The organism is Streptomyces sp. NPDC048473 (assembly GCF_043200155.1).
Taxonomy (GTDB): domain Bacteria; phylum Actinomycetota; class Actinomycetes; order Streptomycetales; family Streptomycetaceae; genus Streptomyces.
This window is the reverse complement of record NZ_JBICXE010000010.1, coordinates 127,448-153,619: the sequence shown is the minus strand read 5'-3', so window position 1 is coordinate 153,619 and position 26,172 is coordinate 127,448. Positions and strand designations below refer to the sequence as shown.

Genomic DNA, 26,172 nt, shown 5'->3' with positions numbered 1-26,172 from the left:
AGATGCTCTCGCCACGCCTTCTAGGAGTAGTTCCACTCTTCGCTCGGCAGCGAGTGCCACAGGTCGAGCCAGTCATGGAGTAGGAAGAGCGGTCGGGTCAGGACGACGTCGCCGGCCCGCTGGGGCCGGATCGCCAGGCCGAGGTCGGCGAAGACCGGATCGGCGGCGGGGCTGTACGTCAGGCTGCCGGGCCGCAGTGTCGTGCGGTGGACGAGCCAGTCCTCCACGTGGGAGGGCGCGCAGCCGGTCAGCGGGGCTGCGTCCAGTCTCACCTGGGGGCCGACGAGGGCATCCACGGCGACACACCCCAGGCGGCCTTCATGGAAGAGGGCCCTGATCCCGCTCTCGGCGAAATCAGCGTAGTTGAGCTGTTGGTCTTCGCCGTGATGGGAGTGGGACGAGACGGCCGGTCTTTCGCCGAGGGCACTGGTGATCTCCTCCAAGGTCATCCCGAAGTGCAGGGGGCCGACTCCTACGTACGGAGTGAACGTCCACTCGGCGCGCTCCTCCTCCCTGGCGATTCGCCACGGGCCGCGGTACCCCGTCTTGCTCCCCGAAGTGGCCACGGGCTGCTCGGGTGCCGGCTCGTGCGGAGCAGCCGCCTGTAGGGGCGCGGTCCGGTCCTCACGCCGGCGGCCGAGCCGTTCCGGAGCCGCAGTGTCCTCGGGTTGCTCTTCCAGCCAGCGAATCGCCTGCTCCTGACCCTCCCCGAACGGGTCGTCCGCCAGTGCGTGTGCCCGGTCCAGGGCCGCGCGGTGTTCCTTCTCTGCGGCGACGAGACCGGTGACGTTCTCGCCCCAGGCCGCCAGGCGCTCCCGGGCGATCCATCGGTAGTACGAGTCTGCGCTCACGGCAAGGACCGCACGAACGGCGGGTGCGTGCCGAGGGACGGACGAGGCGAGGGCGGGGTCGGCCAGGAGCAGGGCGATGGCCGCGAGCGCGGCCTCCCTCACCAGTGGATCATCGGCGTCGCAGAAATCCGCGATGCGGTCGTGGAGCACCGGCCGTGCCGCACGGGCGGCGGCCAGATCCTGCGCCGTGCCGGCGCCGTCCTCGATGCCCAGGCGGGTGATGTCGGCGAACGAAGCCAGCCAGTTCAGCAGTTCGGCGCGGAGCGGTCGGCGGCCGGCCCTGTGCTCCCACCGGTCTTCGGCGAGGGTGCGCGGATCGTCCAGAAGACGAGCGACGATCAAGGCCGCCGGTGCGGTTGCCGGAAACACCCGCGCCTGATTGAGGAGCAGCCGGTACAGATCCCCGACCGCCCGCACCCGGCGGGCCGGGTCGGCGGCGAGCACCGCGCCGAGGATGTCCGGTGTGTCGGGCACGCCGTGCCGACCCGTGCAGAAGTGCGGCAGCTCCTCCCAGGCGGTGCCCGCGAGTTCAGCCTGTGCTGCGGGTGCCAGGGAGCCGGCGGGAGTATCAGGAAGGTCCGGGTTTGCTTCGTTGATCACGGCCGCAGTGTTCCAGCCGACTCCGACATCAGCGGTGCCGATCCCTGCCATAGACGGCAGACGGCACACGGCAGACGCTCGAGCAACACTCTGATGCCCTCATTGCTCGCGACAGCCAGGGCATCAGTCTTCAGACGGCGCGGGCTGTGGGTAGCTGCGAGGCCCATGTCGCGAGCTCGGTCAGGTGCTCGGGCTGCAGCCCGAGGTGTGGGTTTGGCTGAACGAGGAGGGTCGGCGTCCCCTTGGCGGTGCGCTCTGCTGCCCATTCATGGTCGAGGCTGGTGAAGTCGTCGTCGATCCAGACGGCAGGGGTGTCTGCCAGCCAGACGTCGACGTGGTCTCGTTTCCAGAGGTAGCCGTCGGGGTGACTGGTGGTGATCTGCGGGCGAGGCAGGTCGAGGTAAGGGAAGTCGGGCAGTCCCAGGAGGGGGCCGATGATCGTGGTGGCGTCCTTGCGCCAGCTCGTGCACCACACCGGGGTGACGAGCCCGCTGGTCAGGAGGTCGGTGAGAATGCTGCCCTGGCTCGGGTCGAGCCAGATGGGGACAGGGTCGTCGGGGTGTCGGCCGGTGGGCAGGACGGTGTGGCGGACGTGGGTGGGCGGGGTGCTGCCGTCGGCGGCCGGGAACGGGATGAGGACGCCGTCGATGTCCAGGAGCAGGTAGGGCAAGGGCATCGGTGCCTCCGTCGGTCAGCGTTTGCGGGCGGTGATCAGGAGGGTGGTGGGCCACGGGTCGCGGCGCGGGTGCCGCAACTCCTGTGCAGAGGTGATGCGCAGGCCGGTCCGGGAGAGGTGGGCGTCCCAGCGGCGGGCGTCGAACTCCCATCGTGCGAGGGGCAGTCGGGTGCGGTCGGGCATGGTGACGTAGTCCTCGCGCGGACGGTCGTCCGTGGATGGATGTCTTCCGGCCCGTGCCGGGTGAGGGACGGAGAAGGCCAGGACACCGCGCGGTTCCAGGCGTCGGAAAATGGCGGCTAGGAGGAGCTCGGGGGCGACGAGGCCGACGGCGCCGAAGACGGAGTAGATCGCGTCGAAGGTCTGGCCGGTGGCCTGCAGGTGGTGCAGTGCGTGGCCGGCGGCGAAGGTGGCGCCGTCGATGTGGCCGTAGTGGGAGCGGGCGCGGCGTACCTGGAGGCCGATCAGGTCCACGCCGGTGGTGCGGGCCTGGTGGTGTTTCGCGAGGTGGGCAACGTTGTGGCCGGGGCCGCAGCCCAGCTCCAGGACGCGTTTGCCGCACAGGTCCCGGCCCAGGATCTCGGCGCCGGGACCGATGCCCGCGTGGGTGCTCCATTCCATCCGGGCAGGCGCGGTGAGGGCGTTCGCCGGGGCAGCGGCTGTGCGCTGGGCTGCGTGGGCGTACCAGGGGGAGACCTGGGCGAGCACCTAGACCTCCAGGAGTTGGACCACGTCGTTCAGGTGACGGCGGACGACGGGGATGTACGCGGGGTCTTTGGCCGGGTCGTCGATCCAGCGGATGGCCTGCTCCATGAACCACTCCACGGCCCACATGCGGTGCCAGCCCAGTGCCCATGCCTCGGCGGTCAGGCCGCCCCGGGCGGCGAGGGCGTCCTCATGACCGCCTGCGGTGACGTATTGCTCCAGGAGCACCCGCATTCGGAAGGGGCTCGGTACGTCGGTGGTGCCGTGGTACGAGGCGAGGTCGATCAGGCCGGGGCCGGTGAAGGCGCGTGCGAAGTCGAGGAGGTGCCAGCCGTTCTCCCCGATGTGGATGCTCGTGGGGTGGAACTCGGAGTGGACCCAGCCGAACGGGTCGAGCGTCGCACCCTGGACACGGGCCTCGGCCGCGGCGGAGATCTTCCCCAGCGCGGTCTCGATGTCGTCACAGTCCGTCCATCGGTCGGTCTTCCGCAGCCGTTGGAGGTGATCGAGGGCTCGGCCGGGCAGGGCTGCGAGGCCCGCCCCGTCGAGGAGGGGCAGACCGCCCGCCGGGCGGGCGGCGTGGAGCATGACGGCGGCGGCGACACCGTCGAGGTCGTCGGCGTCCCGTACGGGGGTGCCGAGGTCGTCCATGAGCATCCCGAGCCACTTGTCCTGCATGGCGGTGGCGTGGAGCGCGGGGACCGGGAGCCCGCGCTGGTATGCCACCCGCAGGGCCTGGGCCTCGCGGTCGAAGGGCTCCTTGGCGTACTTGAAAACGGCCGTGGTGCCGTCGGGGAAGGTGACGCGTTCGACGCCGGACATGCCCCAGATGCGAATCTCGGTACGTTCGGGAAGGGGCTTGCCGACGAGGGTGCACAGGTCGTTAAGCAGGGTGGCGGACGGGCTCTGGTCCATGGGGGTCTCCAGGGGGCTGGTGGGCTCCGGGGCGGGCGCGCGCGAGCTTGGCCCGCCCCGGAGCCGTACGGGGGTGGCGGGTTACTCGGCTGCGGTCACGCGGTGGGCGTAGACCTGCTCGATCCAGCCCGCCTTGAACTCGGCTAGGTCGTCACGGAAGTTGGCCATCGAGGCACCGTAGGGCGCGACGACGCCGCCGGATTGGTCCGGCACGGACTGGCAGCCGTGCACGAGCCGTCCGCCGAGCGCGGCGTGGGCCTTGATGGACTCGATCCGGCGGTGCTCGTTGAACCAGCCGCCGTGGTAGACCTCGTCGAGCATTCCGCCTGTCTCGTCGTCCAGGTCGAAGACGACGGAGGTGGCGGCGGGGAAGAACCAGCACGGGCCGACGTTGGAGATGTGCCCGTCCAGCTCGACCTTGTTGAGCGCCATCAGCGTGGCCGCCTCGCGCAGCATGCGCAGGTGGTCGGCGGTGACCTGCGGGAGGCCGAGGCCGGCCAGGTGCTCCTTGCGGAAGAGGTACGAGTACACCCCGTACGCCGTCGCCAGCACGCGGGCGGCGTCGGAGGTGGACTCGCCGTGGTGCTTGGTGAAGTCGAGCGCGAGCTGCTCGACCGCGTTCTCGGTGGTCTCGTCCACGTCGAGGAGCTGGGCCTTCACCAGCTCCCAGTCGGAGACGAGCCAGGTGCTGGACTCGAAGCGGAAGAAGTACTCGGCCGGGTCGATGGTGATGCGCCGGCCGTCCACGTGGATGCCAGGCAGGCGGTTCCAGCGCGGGTCGAAGGCGTCGGGCAGCTCGACCATGATGGTCGCGGTGTCGATGGTGGTCACCGTGTCTCCGTCTCTGATCGTCCGGGCCGGGGCACAGGAATGCCCGAGCCCGGTAGGGCGTACGGAACTTGGGGGCCGCCCGGCCCGAAAGTGGGGCGGCTGTCGATAAGTGAACCGCCCGCTACGCAGAGTGGGTACGGTGTGACCGAGGTCAAGCGGTATACGCGGTTTACGGATCCGGAGCGGAGGCGATCGTGCCGACACCAACCAGCGCCAACTCCCGCCTGCGCGACACGATCAACGCCGCCGGGTGCACGTACGACGCACTCGCCAAGGACGTACGCCGCATCGCCGCCGAGAACGGCGAACTGCTCCAGACCAACAAGTCGGCCATCTCCCACTGGGTGGGCGGTGCCCGCACACCGTCCGGCCAGGCAGGCCAGTACCTCGTCGAAGCCCTCTCCCGGCGGCTGGGACGCGTCGTCACCCGAACCGAGGTCGGCCTCCACCCACCCGACACGGAGCCGCCACCGGACACCGACCCCGTCACCGCGGTCACCGACCTCGGTCGCGCGGACGTCGAGCGCCGCCGCTTCCTCGCCATCGCCGCGTTCACCACGGCCGGCGTGGCTATGCCGTTGCTGCACGACCACGAAGCCACCTCGCGGATGCTTCGTGCCCGCACCGCCCGTTCCCTCGTCGGCAGCGACGACATCGACGTCGTACGACAGATCACGGCAGCCTTCAGCGCCGCCGACGAACGGCTCGGCGGCGGGCACGGCCTGACCACCGTCACCGCGTACCTCGCCGACACGGCAGCCCCCATGCTGCGCGGACGCTTCCCCAGCGAAGCCTTACGCCGGGCCGCCTTCGGCGCCGTCGCCGAACTCGCCTACCTCGCAGGGTGGAAACACCACGACCTCGGCCACGAAGGCGCCGCCCAGCGCTACTACCAGGTCGGCTATCAACTCGCCTGCGAAGCGGACCCCCACGGCCACGCCGCATGGATGATGCGTGCCCTCGCCCATCAATCCCTCAGCCTCAAGCAACCCCACCATTGCGTGGACCTCGTCAAAGGCGCGCTCGCCCGCGGCCTCGGCCACGTAGACGGCCAGACCGAAGCACTCCTCCACATCACGCACGCCCGCGCCTACGCAGCCGTGGGCGAGAACCCATTGGCCGCTCGCGCTCTCCTCGCCGCCGAAGACGCACTCCTGCGCGAAGACGGGCCCCAGCCCAGCTTCTCCCGCGTCAGCGGCCCCGCCGCCGGCACCGTGGCAAGCCACACCGCACGCACGCTGACCGACCTCGCCGACCACATCGGTACGGAACAACAGCACCGCGACGCGCTCACTCGCTGGGACCCGGAGAAATACAAGCGAGTCCACGCCCTCACCCACGCCGACCTCGGCGACAACCTCGCCGCCCAAGCCCGTGCCGACGAAGCCGTTGCCGCCTGGACCCAGGCTCTCGTCCTCATGGAGGGCATGACCTCCGACCGCACCCGCAAGGCGATCACCTCGATCCGCTCGACGCTCGCGATCTACCAGCGCCGCCGCGTCCCCGGAGCCGCAGATCTCGCCCGCCGAGCCCGCGAGGCCCTCACCTAACATGCCCAACAACCTGCCCGACGAAGGGAACCCCGTGGCCCAGCAGACCGACAACCGCCCCCCAGCTCTCAAGCCGGCGCTCGACTCGATGACGTTGCTGGTCGCGGCCGTCATCGTCCACGACAAGGCCACCAACCGCGTCGTGCTCCTCCAACGCAGCGAGAACGCCAAGTTCGCCCAGGGGATGTGGGACCTCCCCGTTGGCAAGAGCGAGCCGGGCGAGCCCATTACCGAGACTGCGGTCCGTGAGCTCTACGAGGAGACTGGCCTCACGGTGAAGCCGGAGGCCCTCAAGGTCGCCCACATCATCCACGGCGCCTGGGGCGTTGAGTCCCCCAACGGCTTCCTCACAGTCGTCTTCGCCACCCACGAATGGACCGGCGAACCCGAAAACCGCGAACCCCGCAAGCACTCCCAGGTCCGTTGGGTCGACGCCAATGCCATCCCCGAAGCCTTCGTCGACACCACGGCCAGCGCTCTCCGTCTGTACTTGAATGGTGGTACCGAGGTCTCCCTGGCCGGCTGGTCAAAAGATTAAGCACGACAGGGCCAGTTCGATACGTCCCCTCGCCCGTACGACAGGCTCCAAGACCAGGACCGATCCGGTTGTCCGTCAGGCTCGACCTTGCACCCGCAGGATCGCCGATGCGCTCACCGGCGCCGTCGCGGCTGGCGAGCGACGGGCTGGAGGGAAGACGTACGCCCGGGTCGACAGTCGCCTGGTCGCTGAGGTGCTGCCAGGTTCCGGGAGGCGCGGGATGCTCACCGCTGCACAGATGCGGCAAGGCGCCTCAATGTGCCAGTCATCACTCTCGGTGCATTAATCGTCGCATACTGTTCCGGGCTCGCTACCCTCCACGTGTGAACGATGAGCGGGGGCAGAGCCCCAACGAAGTGATCATCTGGGGCTACAAGTGCACATGCAACATGTGTGATTCACACATGGATGACGAGACTGCAGAAGCCGCAGAAGAACGTCGCGCCGAGCACCGCGAACGAGCACACAGTGGCATGAAGCCCAACGCGGGCGACCTGATCGAGAAGTTCGAACTCCGTCGGGAACCAGTACCCGAAGAGTCGTCGAGTGGGGGCGGATGGATCATCCTCGTCATCCTCGTGATCGGCTTTCTGGCCGCCAAACGGTGACCACGCCCCGGCGTAACTGAGGTTCCCTCGGTGTGCGGGAGGTGCTGAGTAGCTGGTCAGAGTGGCCGCGGCCCTTCGGAACCCCCCATATCGAGGTGGCCGCGGCAAGCACCGACATTGTGGAGTAGAGGGAGGGCTGGCTGTGGACTGGCGCACTGCCAGTCCGCAGGACACTCGTAAACGGCCGTCGGGAGCCAACGTATCCCAACGGGAAAGTCCCAGGTCGGGGCCCTGGACGAGGCTCCGCCGCAGGTCAGGATCAGTCCGCAGACATTCTGCTTCAACGTTTAATTGAAGCTTCAACTAAATTGCGCGTCCTGTAAAGCCGCAGGTCAAGAGGGGTCCGTCAATCCGAGACGGGCCCCTTTTGCGTCTCCATCGAAGGCCGGACGGTGCTTTGGTGCTGGATGTTGTCCCGGGAGCGGGGCCTTCTGTGGAGGTGTCAGACGATTTCGAGGTTGGCCATCATTCCCATGTCCTCGTGTTCGGCGTTGTGGCAGTGGAAGAGGTAGCGGCCGCGGTAGCCGTCGAAACGGGTGATGATCTCTGCCGATTCGCCCGGCCGCAACGAGATGGTGTCCTTGAGGCCCGCGTCGTGGCGCAATGGCCGACCGCCGCCGCGTGCGAGTACATGGAAGCCGACCAGATGCAGGTGGACGGGGTGGTGGACGTCGGCGATCAGCCGCCACACTTCGACATCGCCGAATCGGACGGTCACATCGGAACGGGCGGGGTCGAACGGCTTCCCGTCGATCAGCCATCCATGGCCTCCATGCATCCGCCCGGCGCGGAAGGAGATCTCGCGCACCCTGGTGGCGTCCGACCGCCGCCAGGTCGGCAGATCCCTGGAGAGCACGCGCGGGATGCGGCTCCTGTCGGTGACCTTGCGTGCGACCCGGAAGGCCATCACGTCGCGGGTACGCCCGGAGCCCAGCCGGTTGACGACTCTGACGCGGGCACCGACCGGGACGCCGGCGAAGTCGATGATCACGTCGTAGCGTTCGGCCGGTGCCATCGGCAGGAGCCGGTGGGTGACCGGTGCCGCGAGCAGACCCTGGTCGGCGCCGATCTGGACGAGATCGATCCGGCGTCCGTCGTCGGTGAGCACTTCGAGTTCGTAGTGCCGGGCGTTCGAGGCGTTCAGGATGCGCAGCCGGTACCGGGCCGCGTCGACCTCGTGCACGGGCCACGGGGCGCCGTTGACCAGGATCACGTCACCGAGCACTCCAGCGAGATAGGGCTCGCGAACACCCGGCCGGTTGCGCAGGGTTGGGTCGAGGGAGGGGTAGTCGAGGCTGCCGTCGGCGGCGAACGCACGGTCGGCGATCATGAGAGGCAGTTCGTGTCGCCCCGCGGGCAGGCCGAGCGCGTCCTCGGTATCGTCGCGCACGATGTGCAGTCCTGCGAGGCCACGCCAGATCGCGGGGGCGGTGAAGTCCATCCGGTGGTCGTGGTACCAGAGCAGCGTCGCCCGCTGGTTCAGCGGGAACGTATAGCCCCGCGTCGGCCCGGTCACCACCGCCCGCGGATCGTGCATGGCGTCCCTGCCGTGCGCGCCCATGCCGCGCCCACTCATGTCGCGCGTGCCCATGCTGTGCCCGCCCTGGCCGGTACGGGTGGCGTCCGGCCATCCCTCGGGCAGGACGAGATCGGTCGGGTATCCGTCGGCGCTTGCCGGGGTCCGTCCACCGTGCAGGTGCACCACCGTCGGCACCGGCAACTCGTTTCGATGCCTCACGGTGATAGGCCGACCGCGGCGCGACTCGATCGTCGGTCCCGGGAAGGTGCCCCCGTACGTCCACATCGGCGTCCTGACACCGGGCAGTATCTCCACGGTCGCCTCGCGCTGGGTGATCTCGTAACGGTTGGCGCTGCCCGCCGTGCTGACCGGCGCCAGCACGGCGGGAATGGGCAACGGCACCTGGAACGCGGGCGGCAGCGGCACGGCACTGCGCAGTTCGTCACCGGTGAACGACGGGCGGCGGGCCAGCGCGGCCGCGGTCGCCAGCCCGGTGGCCGCCGTCAGCCCGAGCGCCCCGCCGATGCCCAGCGTCTGGCGCCTGGTCACCCCACGGGCATGACCGGACCGGCCGTCATCCTGCTCACTCATCGTCATCCCCCTCATGCCCCTCCTGCTTCGACTCCGTCATGGTCTGCACCCGTTCGTGCGGGGAGCGCGGTCGTGGCCGCAGTGGCCGGCGCCATACGGTGATGAACACCACGGCAAGCGCGACGACGGTGGCCACCCCCAGTGGCAGATGCAGCCACAGCGCGCCTTCCATCCCGGCGAAGTACTGCACCGTCTCGGCAGCCACCAGGGCCGACGTGGCAAGGAACGGCCAGATCTGACGCAGCCGAACCCAGACCACGATCGCCGCGATCAGCTGCACGTAGCTGACGGAGGTGGTGACGTTGGCGCCGAACTCGTGCCAGCGCAGGCCGTCGTAGTCACCGCTCAGGAACAAGCCGGCGAACACCGGCTGGCCGAAGATCGCAACCAGATGCACGCTGACGACGGCCCGCAGCACCCACCCGCTGAGCCTTCTCCGATGCGCGCTGCCGGAGGAGACCGGCATGGTCGGGTGGGACTTGTCGACTGCGGTGGCCATGGGCGTACTCCTCACTCTCTTCTCGATTCGGGATCGCCCACGACGCTATGACCAAAGAGTCATTCTGTCTAAGATCAATATCGCTATGCAGCTATCTCGCTGGAGGCATGACCTCGGTGCCGCCGCGGTCCAGGACGCGAACGAGGAGGGCCATGGATCTGAACGCACTCAGGCAGTTCCTGGTGGTGGCGCGGCTGGAACACCTCAGCCGCGCAGCCGACGAGCTGCACATCGCCCAACCGTCGCTGAGCCGCACCATCGCCCGGTTGGAGAGCGAACTCGGCACCCCACTGTTCGATCGGGCCGGCCGACTCCGGCTGAACGACACGGGCAAACTCTTCCGCGGTTACGTCGAACGCTCCCTCGGTGAGCTCGATGCGGGAAGGCGAGCCGTCGCCGAGGCCACCAGCGAGGGAGTGGGCGCCGTGAGACTGGCGTCGGAAACATTCCTCACGCTCACCGGGCCGCTGGCGGCCTACAAGCGAGCTCATCCCATCATCGAAGTCGAACTCAAGTGGACGCCGGCCGAGGACATGGCCCGCCGCCTGCGGGCTCAGGACGTGGACCTGTGCCTCGCCTCACAGCCGATCAACGCCGATGGTTTGGAGGCGATCCAGCTACTCGATGAGGCGGTGGGGGTGGCCGCGCCACTCGGTCATCCGCTGGCCGGCCGTACCTCGGTGAGTATCGATGAACTCGCCGAACAGCCCCTCGTCACCGCCCGCAAGGGGCACTGGCAACGACGACTCCTCGACCGGCTCTTCGCCGCCAGGGACCTCAGACCGAAGATCGTCTGCGAAGTCGACGAGCCCAGCGCCATCGCTGACCTGATCGGCGCGGGACTTGGCGTCGGTCTTGTCCCCGCCATCGCGCGGCGTACTGCCACCCGCACCCCTCTCGTCTGGATCACCGTCGACAGCCCCGACTGCCGCCGCACGCTCACCCTGTACTGGGGCGTCGACAGCCACCTCTCAACCGCCGCCCGCCTGATGCGCACCACCATCACCAGCTGGAACTGGAACACCCACGAACCGCAGGAGGAACTCGGGTGATCGCCGGCCTGTCGTCCACGGGCGGCGCCGGCACCGCTGCCGGGAGACCTTGCAGAACGCCATCCGGCCCGCGCCCCGCATAGGCCGCGCAGGGCTGCGGGGATGGCGCCGGAGCCGATGCCGATCAGTTCTGCGCGGGTGTCGTCCGACGGGCCGGTCGAGTCGTCGAGCTGCTGGATGAGTCTCTCGATGTGGGTGGTCATGGGTGGTTCCGGCGCCAGAACGTGGGGAGCCACCAGCAGAGCACCGAGCGGTCGGCGGGCCACGGGGCGCGGTCCTCGGTTGCCCAGTCCTCGAAGGAGTCGCGCGTCAGGTCGATGGGACGCCAGGCGGCGTCGAGCGGCTCGTCCTCGGCCGGCGGGCGGACGTACCGCCGGCCGTGTTCGTCGCAGGCTCCGAAGTCCTGGTAGTTCCGCTGGGCTTCGATCAGGGAGACCTTGTTCGCTCCGCCGTCCATGGTCGGCCAGCGGAACTGGACCCCGTCGTCCTCCCAGAAGCAGACGGGGCAGATCTCGTACGAGCCGGGCATCGCGTCCAGTACGCGGTGTCCGCAGCAGGGACAGGGGTAGAAGTCGCTCACCTGCGCAGTCTCGTTGCAGGTTCGGCTGGTGCGCCATGGATTTCTCTGCCTCGGTCCACCCGGCCAGTCCGCAGCTAGTCCGCAGGACACCCGTAAACGGTCGTCGGGAGCCAACGCATGCCAACCAGGAAAGCCCAGGTTAGAGCCCTGTAGGAGGCTCCGCCGCAGGTCAGGTTCAGCCCGCAGACGTTCCGCTTCAACGTGTGAGCGGATGAAATAACACCACGTTGGCGGCCTGGCAAACATGCAGGTCAGATGGGGTCGGCTCTTCCGGGAGTCGGCCCCTTGGTGTTTCCCGTGCTGGGATGGTGCTGGGAAATGTGACTCCCCATCAGCTACTTGGCGCCGCCGAAGGGTGTCGAAAGTGGTACGTTACTACGTACCACATGATGGAAAGGGTCAGGTCATGTCGATAACCGCGAGCGAAGCCCGCAAGGGGCTCTTTCCGTTGATCAAGAAGGTCAACGACGATCACGAGGCTATCGAGATCGTCTCCAAGCACGGCAACGCCGTGCTCGTCTCGGCCGAGGACTACGCGGCGCTGCGCGAAGGCTCGTACCTGCTCCGTTCGCCGGCGAACGCACGTCGGCTCCTCAAGGCGTACGAGAACGCCCTGGGCAACATCAACGTGTCGGAACGTGAGCTGATCGATCCGGACGCGGACCCTGCAGCGGGTGCTGCGTGAGGCTTGTCTTCGAGGACCAGGGCTGGGAGGACTACACGTCCTGGCTCAAGAACGACCGCAAGATACTCACTCGGATCAACAAGCTCATCGAGGACGTCAAACGCGACCCCTTCGCGGGGATCGGCAAGCCCGAACCACTCAAGTACCACTTGCCCGGAGCGTGGTCGAGGCGGATCGACGACGAGCATCGTCTCGTCTACTTGGTCACGGACAAGGAGATCGTGATTCTGGCAGCTCGCTACCACTACTGAGTGCTGCACTGTCCCAACTGCTACTCGGCATGGGGATCGACGCTGGTGATCAGAGAAGCAGAGGTGGCGGCGAGTGCGCGGGCGAATTCTGTGATCGCCGTGCTGTCCAGATGCGTGAGACAGGCATGGAGCTGGTCCCTCCACTCAGGGCGGAACCTGTATGCCAGCCAGTGACCCTCTCTGTGCATGGATGGCTCGATGGTCACGAGAGCGTCCAGCCCCGGTGACGGAAACACAGGGATACTTCCGAACGCTTTTCGTTCCACGGCGTCAGGAGCGAACCGACTCTGACCGAGCAACAGGGCGGGGTCCACAAGCCGTCCGGCCGCCTCGCATCAGACGGTCGCATAACCCCAGACCTCCGAGTCCTGCATGACCAGCGGGGGAGCAGCCAGTCCGGCAGGTCGAGCGGTTCGTCGTCGGCTCCGGTGACCATCAACAGCGTAGGGACCAACTGGGACTCCAGTCCCAGGGAGCGCAACGCGGTGGTGAATGCCAAGGCGAGGAACGCGGGTGAGGGCGCCTTTTGCTCTCCCAGGTGGTACGAAGTGGCCCCCACCAAGCTGTACAGAACGCGCGCGTCCGCCGGGGCACGTCGGGTGAGGGTTACCGCTCTGTGCCAGGCGTAATCAGAAATCCGGTACCTCCCGCTAGGGCCTGACAGCCGTGGGGGGATGCGGGTAGGGCCCGTCCTCGCTGACCGCGTCATTGGGCTCGTCAAGGGGGCCGTGTTCTCCGGTCTCAAGGTATTGGCGCGCCGTAACGGCCAGCGGAGCGTGTGCCTGATCTGCGGCCTCGAACAGGTCCGCTTCAACGTGTAGCGCCTGATTCCTTGATCGCCGAAGTGGCTGGTCAGGGTTAGAAACCCCCGGTCAGGGGCCAGGTCTTCGGGTCTGGCCTCTTCCTGTTTTCTCCGGCTGGATCAGCCTCTTTCCTGCCCCTGCGCCGACTTGGTGTTGACTTGCTGGGTGGGTCTGTACGTCCTGTGAGCTGAGGTTTCCGGGGTGCTGTGAGAGGCCGGGGTGTACCTGGAGTCGGGCATAGGAAACCCGGTACCCGTGTGGAAGGGCCGCCGTGCAGGATGGGGCAGACCCACCCGGCATGGTGCATGGATGCGTGACCGCCCCAGGGGAGGGCAGGGCTTCTCCGGCTGCCCTCCCCTGGCTGCAGCTGCCGTGTCATACGTCGATCTGCTCGAAGATGTGCGGGTACGAGACGATGTCGTCGGGGAACTCGGCCGCCATGCGCTGGAACTCCGGGCTGCCGAACGCCGTGGCGAGAGCCTCGGTCGATTCCCAGACCGCGACGTTCATCAGAAGCTGACTGTCCGCGGTTCCCTTGTGCATCTGCAGGGAGACGAATCCCGGCTGAGCCTTCATGAACTCTGCCTGCCTGCGAAAGAGGGCCAGGAACGATTCAGTCCTCTCCTTCGGGACGACGAAGGTGTTGGCCAGGACGATGGGCCCGGTCTTCTCCTTGAACTGCGCGAACATCGGCGTGTGCGGGTCAAGACTCTGCAGCTTGGCCATTTTCGGTACGTCCTCTCGCTATCGGTCAGTGGGTGTCGCTGGGGCCCGCGTCCTGCGGATACCAGCTGAGTTCGCGGGTGTTGGTGTCCGGGTCCTGGATGTGGCGGTGCCGCACTTCGGGCGCACGGTCGAGCGGTTGCGGCTGACGACCGAACGGGTGAGCCCGCGGGCTCAGACGAGGGCGGCGACCAGCAGAGTGAAGGCGGCGATGATGACGGCGACGCGGACGTAGTGGAAGCGGTCCCAGCGGTTCATCTGCTCCTTCCAGTCGGCGGGCCGGTTGTCAGGGGTCCACGTCTTGCCCCGGTTGTTGATCGGGACGAGCAGCAGGAGCGACATGATCACGCTGAGGATCAGCAGCGCGGCGGCGGTGACGACGAGGCCGGTGCCGTGGTGGTGCCATCGGGCGATGGCCCAGATGGCGGCGAGGACGAGCGAGGTGATGTACCAGACCGGCATCACGGCGCCGAGCATCCGGCCCCCGTGGGAGCGGCCGAGTTGGCCGCTGTCCTCGGGGAGGGCGTTGAGGATCGGGTTGATGACGAAGGCGACGGAGAACTCCACCCCCACCATCAGGCCGACGACCACGGTGGTGATGACCTGAAGTGCGTTGAGCATGACGACCCCTCCTGGTATCTAGCGACGCTAGGTGATGAGGCTACGCTAGTACTACTGCCGCTCAGATGTCTAGCGATGCTAGGATCGAGTTATGTCGGTACAGGAACGCAAGCAGCGCGAACGGGCGGTCCGCGAGCGCCTCATCGTGGCGACGGCCCGCGAACTCGCCGAGCAGCAGGGCTGGGACGCGGTCACCACCCGCCGGCTCGCCGAGCGCATCGAATACAGCCAGCCCGTCCTCTACAGCCACTTCCGCGGCAAACGCGAGATCATCGGCGCCGTTGCCCTGGAGGGCGCCGCGGAGATGGCCGCGGCGGTGCGGGCCGCGGCCTCCAGCGCGAACAGCCCGAGCGAGCGGGTCGCCGCCCTCACGCGCGCCTACCTCGACTTCGCCGCACGCAACCCGGCGGTCTACGACGCCATGTTCCAGCTCGACGGCGGCCTGGCGTTCGCGCAGGAGGACACCCCGGAACCTCTCAAGGACGCTTTCGCCGCGCTGCTGGAGAGCCTCGGCGAGGTCGCCGGGGACGGCGTCGACCCGGGGCTGTTCACCGAGGTGTTCTGGGCGTCCCTGCACGGCCTTGCGACCCTGACCCGGGCCGGACGGCTGCCGCCGGAGGACACCGAGCAGAGGGTGGAGCTGCTGGTGGACCGGCTCGCCATGGTCTGACACACCATGGTCTGACGTACCATCCCGGCGGGCACGCAGCCGGGGCCCTCGGGCCCCTCCGCTGCCTGCCTGCGGCATCGCTTCCGGTCACTCGCGCCCACACGGCGCAGCCGCAGATCGCCGGGCCCCGTACCCCAGACGGACACCCGCCCCGGAAGCTGCGATGTTCATTGAGCACGACCCGATACGCGCCCTAACGCCGCGTCATTCGCCGGTGCCCTCGTCGTCCTCGTCGAGGTGGACGGTCGCCGGGTCACGCAGTGGGCGCAGGCCCTCGCGTGGCGGGCGGGCGGCGAAGCTGTAGCGGCCCAGGCAGTTGAGGTTGGCGTGCTTCAGCGGGGAGATCCGGGCCACGTCCTCGTCCAGGACGTCATGCTCCCGCTCCTCGGGCGGCAGGGCCCGCAGGTGGTCGACGGCGGCGTCGAGGTAGCGGGTTGTCCAGAGCACGGCGGCATTGAGGACCAGGCCGAGCGCCCCGAGTTGGTCCTCCTGCCCCGTCCTGTATGCCTGCATGATCTGTCCGCGCTTGCCGTGGCAGATGTCGCGGGCGAGCTTGTGACGGGACTCCTGGACGGTGAGCTGCCGGTTCATCTGTCGGCGGTAGGTGTCGTCGACTCCTCCAGCGGCCCGTACTCGCCGGTCTCCACTCCGGGCATCTCCGCCCGCCAGAACCGCTGGTCGCCCAGGTCCTTGAAGCACCGAGCTGGCCGCTGCGGCGGGTCCGGGTGGATGAACCTCCAGGTCGTGCGGATCCCACTGTCCGATCGGCCTGCCAGGTCCTTCGCCGTGCCTGGGCGCCGAACCGATCGGGTGGGCGGCAGCCCTACGCCGCAGATCCAGCAACTCCGCTTTTCTGACACCCCGAGCACTCGGGCCAGCGCCACGACCGTTTCGGCCGACGGGACAGCCCCATCCACCCGGAACGCTTCCTGGATGGTCGTACGACCCAGCCCTGACTGGGTAGCGAGCTGGGTCTTGGTCAGCCTTCTGCGAGCCAGCCCACCGCTGAGCTTGTCACGCAGCTTGGTCAGCGGGCCTTCCCCTCCATCGGGTTCCTCGCTCGGCATCAGGCCGCCCAGTCGCATGTGTTCGCCGATGTTCATCATCGTCCGGCCAAACCACGGCGAACATCGCTTCGGCGAACTTCGGTCACATCAACATCCCACCGTGTGCAGGGAGACCATCGTGACCCGTGTCGCCGTCGTCCTACTGACCGTCGCCGTGACCGTTGTGTTCGCACTCCGGGCCGCCGCCACGGGCACACTGGCCCGCCTCGATGGCGCCACCTACCCGGCCGCTTTGATGCGTGCTGCCGCTGCCTTCGTCGCTGTGATCACCCTCGCCACTGCCGTCGCCGGCGTGCTCACCCAGTACCTCACCTGAACGGGAGTGAACGATCACCAACGGGTGTGCCAGCACCTGTCAGACCCTCGAACCGGCATCCGCCTGTGAACCCTGAACTCCTCGCCTCCCCCGTTGTCCCGCTCCCGAAGGGCCGGATGATTACCTCCGATGAGGGTAACGACGACATGCAACCGCTGTGGCTGAGTGATACCCCGGCCTCCGTCGAGTTGTGGGCCCACCTGTGCGCCGAGCACAGCGCCTCGGGCCTGTGGCCTCTCCTTCTCGACGCCGATGACCTGAACGACGGCGAATTCCGGCCCTGGGCGTCCGGCGAGCTGTCACCTGAGCGGATGTCCTCACCCGACGCGCACGACCCGATGACTCTCCTGGCGCAGTGGTGGAAGGTGTACACGAGTACCGACGACGATGACCTCCTCACGCCCGAGAAGCGTCTCGCAGTCACCGCGCCGTTCGGCCAGGCCTGGCCAAGTCCAGCGCGCAGCCACGAGCCCGTGACAGGTGCTGATGAGATGGCCGCAGAGTACGCGCGGGTCTACGTCGGTCAGCATCCCCGGTCGCGTCTCGGGCTCGTCGCCGCTGCCTGGGGTGCAGACGCACTCACCGCCGTCGGCCGGAACGGTCCTGCCAACTACGACAACGACACGGCCAAGTTCTCCGCTGTCGTACGTGACTGGGAGCGCCGCTTCGGTGCGCGCGTCGTAGCCGTTGGTTTCAGCACCCTCCACCTCAGCGTCGTGGCACCCCCGATCACTACCGAGGATGCCCTGTTGGTCGCCGCCGAGCACTTCGCCTTCTGCCCGGACAACATCTTGCGGGGCTCCCGTCCCTACACCCTGGCCACCTACGCCGAACACATCGTCGGCATGAACTGCTGGGACTTCTGGTGGGATTGACCTCAGCGGCGAAGCGCAGGAGACGATCACCTGATCTCCGGTCAGATGGCGGGGGAGGCGCACGCGAGGAACGGTCCAGCCGCCTTGCTCCACGAATCGCCCCGCGCGATTGCTTCCGCTCCCTCGGTGCGCAGTGACGCGACAACGGGCCCGAGGAAGTCCGTACGCCAGTGCCTTACGGCTTGCTCCTGCATCCCGCTCGCGTCGACCGCTGCGCCCACCTTCGCTTCGAGGATGGCCGCCACGCGCAGAAGCTGACCGAATCCGAGATCCTCGACAAGCCGTTCGCCGCATGGAGGATCTTCCTGCATCCGTCTCAGCGGTATATGGCCTACCGGCCCAGCTGCTCGGGACCTGCCCAAGTGACCGGCGGACCGGGCGCGGCAAACGAGGCCCGGCCGAGCGCGAGGTCGGATTGCATGAGTCGTGTACGTACCTTCCGTGCGTGCGGACTACCGCCTGCCGGGGCAGTGGCGGCGGGCGGCACAGAGGCCGGTGCCGCCCCTGTGGACGGCACCGGCCCCGTGCCGCCAGGCCTGGCGGCGGGTGGTGCTGACAGCCCGTCGGGGCTGCTCCTCCTCGGGCCGGGCCGCCCATGGGGCAACGCGGACCCGGGTCCTCGGTTCCGGTCCCTCAGCCCGGTCCCTCGGTAGTGGGTCGGCGGTACTGGTTCGTCAGATCAGGTCCATGGCGGCGACCTCGTCCGGACGGCCGTAGCTCACCGGGCCCTGGAAGCGCCTGCGGGCGGTGGAGAACCACCACACCGTAGCGATGGTGAGGATGACGGCGAGGGCGATCGGCGCGTAGTTGAAGGAGGTCGCGGTGATCGGCGAGACCTGCGGGAGCATGAACAGCACGCTGCTGAAGACGATCCAGGCCACTGCGATCGCCGCGACCGGCTTGCCGAACCGGCCCAGGCTCCAGGGCCCGGGCTGGAACTCGTCGCCGAGGCGCAGCCGCAGGAAGATCGGCACCGCGTAGGCGAGGAAGAGGCCGACCACGTTCACGCTGACCACGGCGGTGAAGGCCACGTTCGACCACCAGCCCGGAATCACCAGGACCATCGAGCAGGCCGCCGCCAGCCACACCGCCTTGACGGGGGTGCGGGTGCGCGCCGACACCGAGTGCCACAGGTGGGAGCCGGGCATCGCGCCGTCCCGTGAGAAGGCGAAGATCTGCCGGGTGTTGCTGGTCATATTGGCGAGGCCGCAGAAGAGCATGGCGCCGATCACGATGAGCAGCAGCAGTTTCGCGGTACCGGCACCGAGCGCGTCGATGAGTACCTGTACCGGCGGGGCGGACGCGCTGGCCTGGGCCGAGTAGTCGCTGATCGCGTAGACGAGGGCCAGCATCAGGACCAGGCCGGTGATCGCGGAGTAGCCGATCGCGCGCACAATTCCCTTGGGCGCGTTGACAGTTGCTTCGACCGTCTCCTCTGACATGTGGAAACTGCCGTCGAAACCGGTGAATGTCCAGCTGGTGACGAGCAGGCCGAGCATTCCTGCGTAAATGGCATTGTCGAAGCCGGTGTTGTTGACGTAGTGCGTGACGAAGCCCGCCGACTGGTGGTGGTCCGGCACGAAGGCCAGTGAGGTCACGATGATCACCAGACCGATGAGCAGCCACCACACGGAGATCCGGTTCAGCAGGGCCACCAGCTGCACGGTGTACGTGTTCGCCAGCGCCTGGACGACCAGGATGGCCGCGGTGATCAGGACCGTCTTCTCCAGGGTCGCCTCGTACGAACCCCACTGCATGGCTATGTAGGCCTGGATGAACGTTGCCGCGGCGTAACCGGTGGCGGCGGTTCCGCCGATCTGACCGACGAAGTTCAGCCAGCCCGTGTACCAGGACCAGGCGCCCTTGTGTTTCTTTGCGAGTTTACCCGCGGAGAAGTAGAGGGCGCCGCTCGTCGGATAGGCGGATGCGATTTCAGCCATTGCGGCGCCGACGAAGAGCACCATGATGGAAACGCCGATCCAGCCGAATACGAGAATTCGTGGACCGCCGGCATTCATTCCCATTCCGAAGGACGAGAAAATACCGGAGATGATGTTGATGATGGTGAAGGAGATTGCGAAGTTGTCGAATGCACGGAAACGGCGGGTGAGTTTCCGTGGATATCCCATGGCGTGTAGTGTCGCGTCGTCGTCGAGAGCGAACGGAGTGGGGGGCTCGACCGACTTGCGGCGGGTGGTGCGCTCGGACACAGCCGCAACCTTTCTGGATTGGGGGGATGGGGCGGGGATTCAGCAGGGGATTGGGGGACGGGGGACTTGGGAGGGGGCAGGGCACTGAGGGTCAGGGGGACAAGGGACTTGTAGGAGGCCGAAGGGGCGCCGGGGAACACCGAAGGGGGATGGCCCGGGACTAGTCGGGGACGGGCAGTCCGCACAACTGCCGGGTCCGGCTCAGCTGCACCGCGGGGTCGCCGAAGGTGTGCCAGGGCATCCGGGAGGCGTAGGGCCCCATGGCTACGAGGACGGCCCGGGCCTCGAACTCGCAGCGCGCCATGTGCAGGGCGTGCGCGAGGTAGGCGAGGTCGAGCACCGGTGTGAAGCGGTAGCCGCCGACCTCGGGAAACCAGGTGTGGTAGATGCTCAGCGACGTCCTGCGCCACTGTGGCTGCGTCCAGACGCTGTCGGCGAGGAGCACGCTGTCGTCGTAGTCCTCGACCAGTGTCACCAGCGGCAGCAGGCGCAGCGCGGAGTTCGCGGGCGCGCGGTGACTGAGGAAGGTCGCCACGTCCCAACGGGCGCTCGCGGAGCCGCCGTTGTGGGAGTGGAAGTAGGACAGCAGCCGGTGGTGTGCCTCCCGGTGCCAGAGGTCCAGGTGCAGGATTTTCACGAACAGCCGCCAGGGCCCGGGCGGTCCTGTCATCAGCCCCTCGGGCGCCGGGTCGCGCATTCCGGCGAGGCGGGCGAGGGCCAGCTGTGCCACCCACGGCGTCGGGTCGGCGGGGTACAGGGCGGCGGCCCGCTCGCAGGCCGTGAAGGCGATACGGGTGAGCTGGCCGGCCCGGCTGTCCTTCTGCTCGGCCGAGCGCAGGGCGCGCAGCATCGCCACCCTCGCCCACAGCAGGGCGGAATCGGGGCCCGGCTCCTCGTCCAGCCAGCGTTCGGCCAGGTCGGAGTCGGCGGCCTCGGAGGCGAGGACCAGGGAGCGGTGGGCGCGTACGCCGAAGTCGTCGCGGGAATCGAGCAGCACCCGAGCCGCGCCGAGGTAACGTCCGGCCCGCACGTCCACGCAGGCTCCGGCCAGCTGGCGGTCGTCGGCTGCCGGATGCCACACGTAGTGGCCGGCGAACGACTCAGCAGCCATATGTTCTCCTCGTTCCCGAATTCCCGATTGGCAGTTGACTCGAAGTCAACAGGCCAGGGCGAAGCGCCATTTCTACCACAGTTAATTCACGTCATGTTCAATTCTGCCGAACGCCCCTGTGGGGACTCGCGGTAGAGGGCCACACACTACTGGTGATCGAACGGGGTGTCAGGGGGTGTCCGGTTGCCTTCCGGGTCCGGTCGCAGAATTGAGTGGCCAAGCGCTTGCTGTCCTGGAGTTGTCAGGTGCCGCCCCTTGTGAATATGCCAGGAGTGGGGATGCGGAAAATTGTCCGGAATGCGAACGCGTTCCGGCCGGGAAACCGTTGAATGTTGTAGGAGAAAGCGATTCCCTTCGCAAAGAATCGGCAGCCGCCCGCCCGGGGCGGCCCGTCGGTGCTCGGCCGTGATCGGCCCGCGCCCCGGACCCCGGGCCCCGTCGTGGCCCACGGCGGCCGCACGGGCCGAGCGCCACGGCTGCGGTGATCGGACGCATGGCTGAACGGGTGATCGCCGCGTGCGACGGGGCATCGAAGGGAAACCCGGGTCCTGCCGGATGGGCCTGGGCCATCGCCGACGGCGAGGAGACACCGGTCCGTCGGGAGGCGGGCCAGCTGGGCAGGGCGACCAACAATGTCGCCGAACTCGCCGTACTGAAACGCCTGTTGACCCAGCTGGACCCCGCCGTCCCGGTGGAGATCCGGATGGACTCCCAGTACGCGATGAAGGCGGTCACCACCTGGCTGCCCGGCTGGAAGCGCAAGGGCTGGAAGACAGCCGCGGGCAAGCCGGTGGCCAACCAGGATCTTGTCGTCCGTATCGACGGACTCCTCCAGGGCCGCTCGGTCGAGTTCCGCTACGTCCCCGCCCACCGGGTCGACGGCGACGCGCTCAACGACCTCGCCGACCGCGCCGCCGGCCAGGCCGCCCAGCTCCAGGCCCCGGCCGGCACCGACCACGGCTCACCCGAACCCTCGCCTTCCACCGCGCCCTCGGGGTCCGGCGCCGCATGGCCCTCGGCGTCCTCGAAAGCCGCGGTCAAGAGCCGCCGGCCAGCGGGCGGCGGCTCCGGGCGCACCCTGAAGGCGAAGACTGCTGCGCGACTTCCTCGGCCGGCAATCTGAACGGATCACTACCGTCCGCCGGCTGGTGACTTCCATGGCTCCGCTGTGCCAATACCTTCGAGCAGAGGTGCTGGAGCAACTCGATATCGAGCGGCGGACGCCGGAAAGCGCGCCGGGTCGGCGACGTGTATTCGCTGGAGCGATGAGTGCGGCCCCGCTCGTCCCCACCAGCCTGACAACGCCCGTCCGTCGCGTCCGAACGGTCAGGAAGGCGCGCCGGCCAGGACTTCCACCTTGCCGGTGTCGAGCGAGTAGTAGGCGCCGACCACGGCAAGGGCGCCCTTTCCCACGAGTGGGGCCAGGTCCTGGTTGGAGCGCAGGTCGGCCGCGGTCAGCGTGACCTGGGCGCGGGCCATGGTCTCGACCGGGTCGGCACCGCCTTCCCGGACTGCCTGCTCGTACGCCGGCCGCAGAGCCTTGGCGATCGCCTCCAGGTTGCCGGGCAGCGGTTTGCCGTCACGGATGGACTTGTACGCCGCCTCGACGGCACCGCAACGCTGATGCCCGAGGACCACGATGAGCGGAGTGCCGCTCGTCATGGGCCCGTACTCCACGGAACCTGTGACCACCGGGCCGACCGCCTCCCCGCCCGTGCGCATCACGTAGAGGTCACCCAGCCCGGTATCGAAGAGGAGTTCGGGCGGCACCCGGGAGTCGATGCACGAGAGGATCGCCCCGAAAGGCTCCTGCTTCTGGGCTACGAACTGGCGCCGGTTCGGATCCCGGTCGGGATGCCGGAGGTCTCCGCTCACCCAGCGCCTGTTGCCGTCCATCAGTCTCGTGAATGCCGCGGCGGGAGTGGCCGGCCGCGCTTCCGGCGAAGCGCTGGTCGCCAACGGGGCGGCGCTGGTCGATGAGCACCCCGCAAGCGCGACCGAGGCGACCGCGATTCCGCCGGCGAGGAGAGTTCTGCGATCCGGGTGTCCCGCTCTGTCCATCGGTCGTTCCCCTCAGTCTGCTGAGACGCGTCCGTACGTCCTGACCCGGGTGATTGTTCAGCGCGGTGTGGGAGCCCGACGACAGGCGCAAGCGGGCGTGGGCTGCTTTGCCACCGACGGCCCACAGAACCGGCTCGGGCGGCGGCACGAGCGCCTGATGCGCGAGGCGGCCCCTTCCCTGCTTCCGCGCCGGGTTTTCCGGCATCGCGGCGGGTGTGCTCGTTGTCGGGAACCGGTCGGGTGCGTGCTGGTTCCCGGGGGCGCGTGGTGGGAGAAGGCGGCGGATTCGACTCCCCCCGGCGTACCGATCGACCCGCCTCTGTGCGCTCGTCCGTTCAGGTGACTGGCCGTCAAGATGCTTGTGTCATATTTCATTTGTATGGGTCACTGGGGTAACCGAACCGGTGGGCCGCCCATCCCTCTCCGGGGGAGCGCGGAACCGTTCTGTTCGCCGACCGTCCATGCGTGACGGACCTCGGCATCGTTTGCTCCGGATGGCCGCGATGGGCGCCCCTGTAGAGGACTTGGATCCGATCAGTCGCCCCTGCCAGGTAGCGGCAGGGGTTGGTGCGACAGCCCCCGGCCTCTGCAAAAGAGCGGTGCGCGAGCCATTCGCGCACACCGAGTACCTCGTCATCGAGGCCATGAGCGTGGCCGTCGGCCGCGGCGTCCGCGGCCAGCGGCCCGCGACACGGCTCGTCACGGCTTCAAGCACCCTGCGCGGCGACGGCCGCTGACGGTGCCTTCCCCCATCAGGCAACTTTCGGACGCTTCCCCGGTGCGCTCATCGGTGTACCCGCGGGGTCGGCCGAGGGGGAGGTGAACGAGGACGGCCGGGCCGACAGTGGCCCGGTGGTCCACGTCATGGCCATGGGTCTTGACCTGGACCTGGGTCGGAGTCAACTCCCGTTCTCGGGAGTTCAGTCCAAAAACACGGAGGACGACCATGCCAATCAGTCCGAACCAGGGTTCCACCGGTGGCGGTACCGCCGTCACCGTCACGGGTACCAACCTCGCGGGCACCACAGCCGTGCTCTTCGGTACCAAGCCGGCCACCGCCGTCACCAACGTCTCGCCCACCCAGGTCACCGCTGTCTCGCCGTCCGGCTCCGGCACGGTCGGCGTGTCGGTGGTCACCTCGGGCGGAACCAGCAACCCGATCCCGTTCTTCTATGTCGGGGCCCCGTTCAAGTCCGGTCTGAGCGTGAGCTCGGGCGCCACCGCGGGCGGCAACACCGTCGTCATCAGCGGTAACGGCCTGTCCACCGCTACGGGGGTGGCCTTCGGCGCCAATACCGCGACGCCGACGGTGCTGTCGGACAGCCAGATCAGCGTCGTCGTGCCCGCGGGTGCGGCAGCCGGGCCGGTGGGCGTCAGTGTGACGACCGCCGGAGGCACCAACAACGGTCTGTCGTACACGTACATCGACGACCCGACCATCACCGTGATCACTCCGGCTTCCGGACCGACGTCCGGCGGAACCGCGGTGACCATCACCGGCACCAACCTGACCTCGACGAGCCAGGTCACGTTCGACGCCGTGCCGGCACCGTTCTCGGTCATCAACGCGACGACGGTGTCCGCCGTCACCCCGCCCGGCACCGTCGGTGCGGTCGACGTCGGCCTCTCCAACCCTGCAGGCACGGCCACGGATGTCGGCGCCTTCACCTATGTGGCGGGCCCCGGCATCTGATCCGCCACGGCTGCGGCACCGACCGCCGACGCGGAGCATCGCCCGGCGCCGGTACCGCCTCCGGTCGCATGTTGTCCGTCCCGGGCCGGCGCATTCCGCGCCCGGCCGGGCGGGCAATCCACTCGGCATTCACTCGCTCACCGCCGCCCGGCCAGGAGGTCCGGGCGGCGCCCGAGCACCACCTTCCGACCTTTGTATCCCGTCCACAACGCCCCGATCGCATCACCCCGACAGGAGAACGGCTTTGGAGAGATCCGACAGCCCAATGCCCCACGCCACACCACCGTTGACGGCCGCGGCGGCCCCCGTGATCAACACGAGCAGCCCTTTCTCGGGGGCCGCCGGAACGGTCGTCACGCTGACCGGCAGCGGATTCACCGGCGCGACCGCGGTCACCTTCGGCGGTACTCCCTCCGCTTCGTTCACCGTGGTGTCCGCGACCGGGATCACCACGGTCGCCCCGGCCGGTGCGGGCACCGTACAGATCACGGTGACCACGCCCGACGGAACCAGCAACGGCATTGGCTTCACTTACGTGATCGCGACGCCCGCGATCAGTTCCGTCGTCCCCAACCAGGGGTCGGTCGAGGGCGGGAACACGGTCACATTGACCGGCACCGGCTTCACCGGCGCCACCTCGGTTCGTTTCGGAACCGTGGCCGCCGCGTTCATCACCGTCTCCGCGACGCAGGCCACCGCGGTCGCCCCCGCCGCGCCCGCCGGCACCGTCAATGTCACGATCACCACTCCGGGCGGCACCAGCGCCGGGATCCCCTATACCTATGTCGCCGCTCCGGTTCTGGGCAGTCTGGCTCCGGCCCAGGGGCCAGTCGCGGGTGGGAACAGCATCACCTTGTCCGGGACCGGCTTCACCGGAACGACCTCCGTTCACTTCGGGGCGAACGCGACGAGTTCGTTCACCTTCGTCTCGGCGACTCAACTGACTGCGGTTGTCCCCACCGGAGGCCCGGGTCCGGTTGCTGTCACGGTCACCACGCCCGGTGGTACCAGCGCCCAGGCCGTCTCCTACTACTACCTCGTCGCACCGGTAATCAGCGGCGTCACCGCCGGGTCCGGGCCGGTGGGCGGTGGCATGACCGTGATACTGACCGGTGCGAATTTCCTCCAGGCCACGGCGGTTCGCTTCGGTGTGACGGCGGCGACCAACTACACCATTGTCTCGGCCACAGAGATCAGAGCGATGGTGCCGGCCGGTGCCGCCGGCACCGTCCCGGTCACCGTCACCACGCCCGGTGGCACGAGCAACGGCGTGGCCTACCTCTATCTGGGTGCCCCGGTCGTCGTTGGCCTGGTACCCAACCAGGGGCCGTCGGCAGGCGGAAACACGCTGACTCTCACCGGCGTCGGACTGACGTATGCCACCGCAGTACTGTTCGGGAGCGTACCCGCCGGCTTCACCGTGGTCTCCGACACCCAGCTGACAACCACGGCACCGCCCGGCGTGGCGGGCGCAGTCACCGTCAGGGTCGTCACCCCCGGTGGCACCAGTCTCGGCGTTTCCTACACCCGAATCGGCTCACCCGGCATCTGAGAGAGGCCGGCCGGTGTGT

Annotated in this window: 28 protein-coding genes and 1 pseudogene; 13 read left to right on the top strand and 16 right to left on the bottom strand. The window is 68.2% G+C overall.

All coding sequences use genetic code 11. The features are described 5' to 3' along the window. Positions 1–20 precede the first annotated feature (20 nt). The 5 genes from ACGFU7_RS19235 to ACGFU7_RS19215 all read right to left on the bottom strand — a co-directional run bounded on the left by ACGFU7_RS19235 (position 21) and on the right by ACGFU7_RS19215 (position 4,578). Complete coding sequence (locus ACGFU7_RS19235) at positions 21–1,451, bottom strand: hypothetical protein (protein ID WP_393697214.1); 1,431 nt, start codon at positions 1,449–1,451, stop codon at positions 21–23. A 130-nt stretch (positions 1,452–1,581) separates the two neighbouring features. Beyond that, positions 1,582–2,127, bottom strand: a complete 546-nt coding sequence (locus ACGFU7_RS19230) for an HAD domain-containing protein (RefSeq protein ID WP_393697213.1) — start codon at positions 2,125–2,127, stop codon at positions 1,582–1,584. Positions 2,128–2,142: 15 nt separating this feature from the next. Continuing rightward, positions 2,143–2,835, bottom strand: coding sequence for a class I SAM-dependent methyltransferase (locus ACGFU7_RS19225; RefSeq protein ID WP_393697212.1), 693 nt, complete (start codon positions 2,833–2,835; stop codon positions 2,143–2,145). Beyond that, positions 2,836–3,747, bottom strand: coding sequence for an aminoglycoside phosphotransferase family protein (locus ACGFU7_RS19220; protein WP_393697211.1), 912 nt, complete (start codon positions 3,745–3,747; stop codon positions 2,836–2,838). A gap of 81 nt (positions 3,748–3,828) precedes the next feature. After that, complete coding sequence (locus ACGFU7_RS19215) at positions 3,829–4,578, bottom strand: hypothetical protein (protein ID WP_393697210.1); 750 nt, start codon at positions 4,576–4,578, stop codon at positions 3,829–3,831. Positions 4,579–4,772: 194 nt separating this feature from the next. Between ACGFU7_RS19215 and ACGFU7_RS19210 the strand changes: the two genes are divergently transcribed. From ACGFU7_RS19210 to ACGFU7_RS19200, 3 genes are all read left to right on the top strand, one after another. Beyond that, on the top strand, positions 4,773–6,128 hold the full coding sequence (locus tag ACGFU7_RS19210; RefSeq protein ID WP_393697209.1) for a tetratricopeptide repeat protein: 1,356 nt from the start codon (positions 4,773–4,775) through the stop codon (positions 6,126–6,128). 1 nt (position 6,129) lies between these two features. Further along, positions 6,130–6,666, top strand: coding sequence for an NUDIX domain-containing protein (locus ACGFU7_RS19205; RefSeq protein ID WP_393697208.1), 537 nt, complete (start codon positions 6,130–6,132; stop codon positions 6,664–6,666). Positions 6,667–6,989: 323 nt separating this feature from the next. Further along, positions 6,990–7,274: a hypothetical protein gene (locus ACGFU7_RS19200; RefSeq protein ID WP_393697207.1), complete on the top strand. Its 285-nt coding sequence runs from the start codon at positions 6,990–6,992 to the stop codon at positions 7,272–7,274. 442 nt (positions 7,275–7,716) lie between these two features. Here ACGFU7_RS19200 and ACGFU7_RS19195 read toward each other — a convergent pair whose 3' ends face one another. Further along, on the bottom strand, positions 7,717–9,384 hold the full coding sequence (locus tag ACGFU7_RS19195; protein WP_266800510.1) for a multicopper oxidase family protein: 1,668 nt from the start codon (positions 9,382–9,384) through the stop codon (positions 7,717–7,719). Next, entirely contained in the window at positions 9,377–9,883 is a 507-nt protein-coding gene (locus ACGFU7_RS19190; protein ID WP_393697206.1) for a hypothetical protein, read from the bottom strand. Before ACGFU7_RS19190 ends, ACGFU7_RS19195 begins: the two co-directional genes overlap by 8 nt. Positions 9,884–10,035: 152 nt before the next feature. Between ACGFU7_RS19190 and ACGFU7_RS19185 the strand changes: the two genes are divergently transcribed. Further along, complete coding sequence (locus ACGFU7_RS19185; RefSeq protein ID WP_266800506.1) at positions 10,036–10,935, top strand: LysR substrate-binding domain-containing protein; 900 nt, start codon at positions 10,036–10,038, stop codon at positions 10,933–10,935. Positions 10,936–11,134: 199 nt separating this feature from the next. On the opposite strand, the gene ACGFU7_RS19180 is transcribed toward ACGFU7_RS19185, so the two are convergent. Further along, complete coding sequence (locus ACGFU7_RS19180) at positions 11,135–11,515, bottom strand: CPCC family cysteine-rich protein (protein ID WP_207319597.1); 381 nt, start codon at positions 11,513–11,515, stop codon at positions 11,135–11,137. Positions 11,516–11,921: 406 nt separating this feature from the next. Between ACGFU7_RS19180 and ACGFU7_RS19175 the strand changes: the two genes are divergently transcribed. Together ACGFU7_RS19175 and ACGFU7_RS19170 are read left to right on the top strand one after the other, a co-directional pair. Next, entirely contained in the window at positions 11,922–12,200 is a 279-nt protein-coding gene (locus ACGFU7_RS19175) for a type II toxin-antitoxin system prevent-host-death family antitoxin (protein ID WP_365436867.1), read from the top strand. Beyond that, a complete protein-coding gene (locus ACGFU7_RS19170) occupies positions 12,197–12,451 on the top strand; it encodes a Txe/YoeB family addiction module toxin (protein ID WP_393697205.1) in 255 nt (84 codons plus the stop codon). Before ACGFU7_RS19175 ends, ACGFU7_RS19170 begins: the two co-directional genes overlap by 4 nt. A gap of 1,178 nt (positions 12,452–13,629) precedes the next feature. Here ACGFU7_RS19170 and ACGFU7_RS19165 read toward each other — a convergent pair. Continuing rightward, on the bottom strand, positions 13,630–13,980 hold the full coding sequence (locus ACGFU7_RS19165; protein WP_393697204.1) for an antibiotic biosynthesis monooxygenase family protein: 351 nt from the start codon (positions 13,978–13,980) through the stop codon (positions 13,630–13,632). Positions 13,981–14,151: 171 nt separating this feature from the next. Continuing rightward, positions 14,152–14,598 carry an anthrone oxygenase family protein gene (locus ACGFU7_RS19160; protein ID WP_393697203.1) on the bottom strand — a complete coding sequence of 149 codons (447 nt, stop codon included), beginning with the start codon at positions 14,596–14,598 and terminating at the stop codon, positions 14,152–14,154. 91 nt (positions 14,599–14,689) lie between these two features. Here ACGFU7_RS19160 and ACGFU7_RS19155 point away from each other — a divergent pair, with 91 nt between their 5' ends. After that, the gene (locus ACGFU7_RS19155; protein WP_393697202.1) at positions 14,690–15,268 is read left to right on the top strand and encodes a TetR/AcrR family transcriptional regulator; all 579 of its coding nucleotides are present in this window, start codon (positions 14,690–14,692) and stop codon (positions 15,266–15,268) included. 204 nt (positions 15,269–15,472) lie between these two features. Here ACGFU7_RS19155 and ACGFU7_RS19150 read toward each other — a convergent pair. Next, positions 15,473–15,880: pseudogene (locus ACGFU7_RS19150) on the bottom strand (Tn3 family transposase); the annotation flags it as partial. Beyond that, a complete protein-coding gene (locus ACGFU7_RS19145) occupies positions 15,856–16,335 on the bottom strand; it encodes a helix-turn-helix domain-containing protein (protein WP_393697283.1) in 480 nt (159 codons plus the stop codon). The gene ACGFU7_RS19145 and the pseudogene ACGFU7_RS19150, both read right to left, overlap by 25 nt. A gap of 118 nt (positions 16,336–16,453) precedes the next feature. On the opposite strand from ACGFU7_RS19145, the gene ACGFU7_RS19140 reads away from it, so the two are divergent. Further along, positions 16,454–16,651, top strand: a complete 198-nt coding sequence (locus tag ACGFU7_RS19140) for a hypothetical protein (protein WP_393697201.1) — start codon at positions 16,454–16,456, stop codon at positions 16,649–16,651. 65 nt (positions 16,652–16,716) lie between these two features. After that, on the top strand, positions 16,717–17,526 hold the full coding sequence (locus ACGFU7_RS19135; RefSeq protein ID WP_393697200.1) for a DUF4253 domain-containing protein: 810 nt from the start codon (positions 16,717–16,719) through the stop codon (positions 17,524–17,526). 41 nt (positions 17,527–17,567) lie between these two features. On the opposite strand, the gene ACGFU7_RS19130 is transcribed toward ACGFU7_RS19135, so the two are convergent. The 3 genes from ACGFU7_RS19130 to ACGFU7_RS19120 all read right to left on the bottom strand — a co-directional run bounded on the left by ACGFU7_RS19130 (position 17,568) and on the right by ACGFU7_RS19120 (position 20,847). Continuing rightward, entirely contained in the window at positions 17,568–17,771 is a 204-nt protein-coding gene (locus tag ACGFU7_RS19130; protein ID WP_393697288.1) for a hypothetical protein, read from the bottom strand. 429 nt (positions 17,772–18,200) lie between these two features. Continuing rightward, complete coding sequence (locus ACGFU7_RS19125) at positions 18,201–19,736, bottom strand: amino acid permease (RefSeq protein ID WP_393697199.1); 1,536 nt, start codon at positions 19,734–19,736, stop codon at positions 18,201–18,203. A 160-nt stretch (positions 19,737–19,896) separates the two neighbouring features. Then, complete coding sequence (locus tag ACGFU7_RS19120) at positions 19,897–20,847, bottom strand: hypothetical protein (protein WP_393697198.1); 951 nt, start codon at positions 20,845–20,847, stop codon at positions 19,897–19,899. A gap of 481 nt (positions 20,848–21,328) precedes the next feature. On the opposite strand from ACGFU7_RS19120, the gene ACGFU7_RS19115 reads away from it, so the two are divergent. Beyond that, a complete protein-coding gene (locus tag ACGFU7_RS19115; protein ID WP_393697197.1) occupies positions 21,329–21,970 on the top strand; it encodes a ribonuclease H in 642 nt (213 codons plus the stop codon). Positions 21,971–22,173: 203 nt separating this feature from the next. On the opposite strand, the gene ACGFU7_RS19110 is transcribed toward ACGFU7_RS19115, so the two are convergent. After that, a complete protein-coding gene (locus ACGFU7_RS19110) occupies positions 22,174–22,722 on the bottom strand; it encodes a carbonic anhydrase (RefSeq protein ID WP_393697196.1) in 549 nt (182 codons plus the stop codon). A gap of 785 nt (positions 22,723–23,507) precedes the next feature. On the opposite strand from ACGFU7_RS19110, the gene ACGFU7_RS19105 reads away from it, so the two are divergent. The 3 genes from ACGFU7_RS19105 to ACGFU7_RS19095 all read left to right on the top strand — a co-directional run bounded on the left by ACGFU7_RS19105 (position 23,508) and on the right by ACGFU7_RS19095 (position 26,153). Beyond that, positions 23,508–23,645, top strand: coding sequence for a hypothetical protein (locus tag ACGFU7_RS19105; protein WP_393697195.1), 138 nt, complete (start codon positions 23,508–23,510; stop codon positions 23,643–23,645). A gap of 209 nt (positions 23,646–23,854) precedes the next feature. Next, the gene (locus ACGFU7_RS19100; RefSeq protein WP_393697194.1) at positions 23,855–24,601 is read left to right on the top strand and encodes an IPT/TIG domain-containing protein; all 747 of its coding nucleotides are present in this window, start codon (positions 23,855–23,857) and stop codon (positions 24,599–24,601) included. Between the two features lie 307 nt (positions 24,602–24,908). After that, the gene (locus ACGFU7_RS19095) at positions 24,909–26,153 is read left to right on the top strand and encodes an IPT/TIG domain-containing protein (protein ID WP_393697193.1); all 1,245 of its coding nucleotides are present in this window, start codon (positions 24,909–24,911) and stop codon (positions 26,151–26,153) included. The last annotated feature ends 19 nt before the right edge of the window (positions 26,154–26,172 follow it).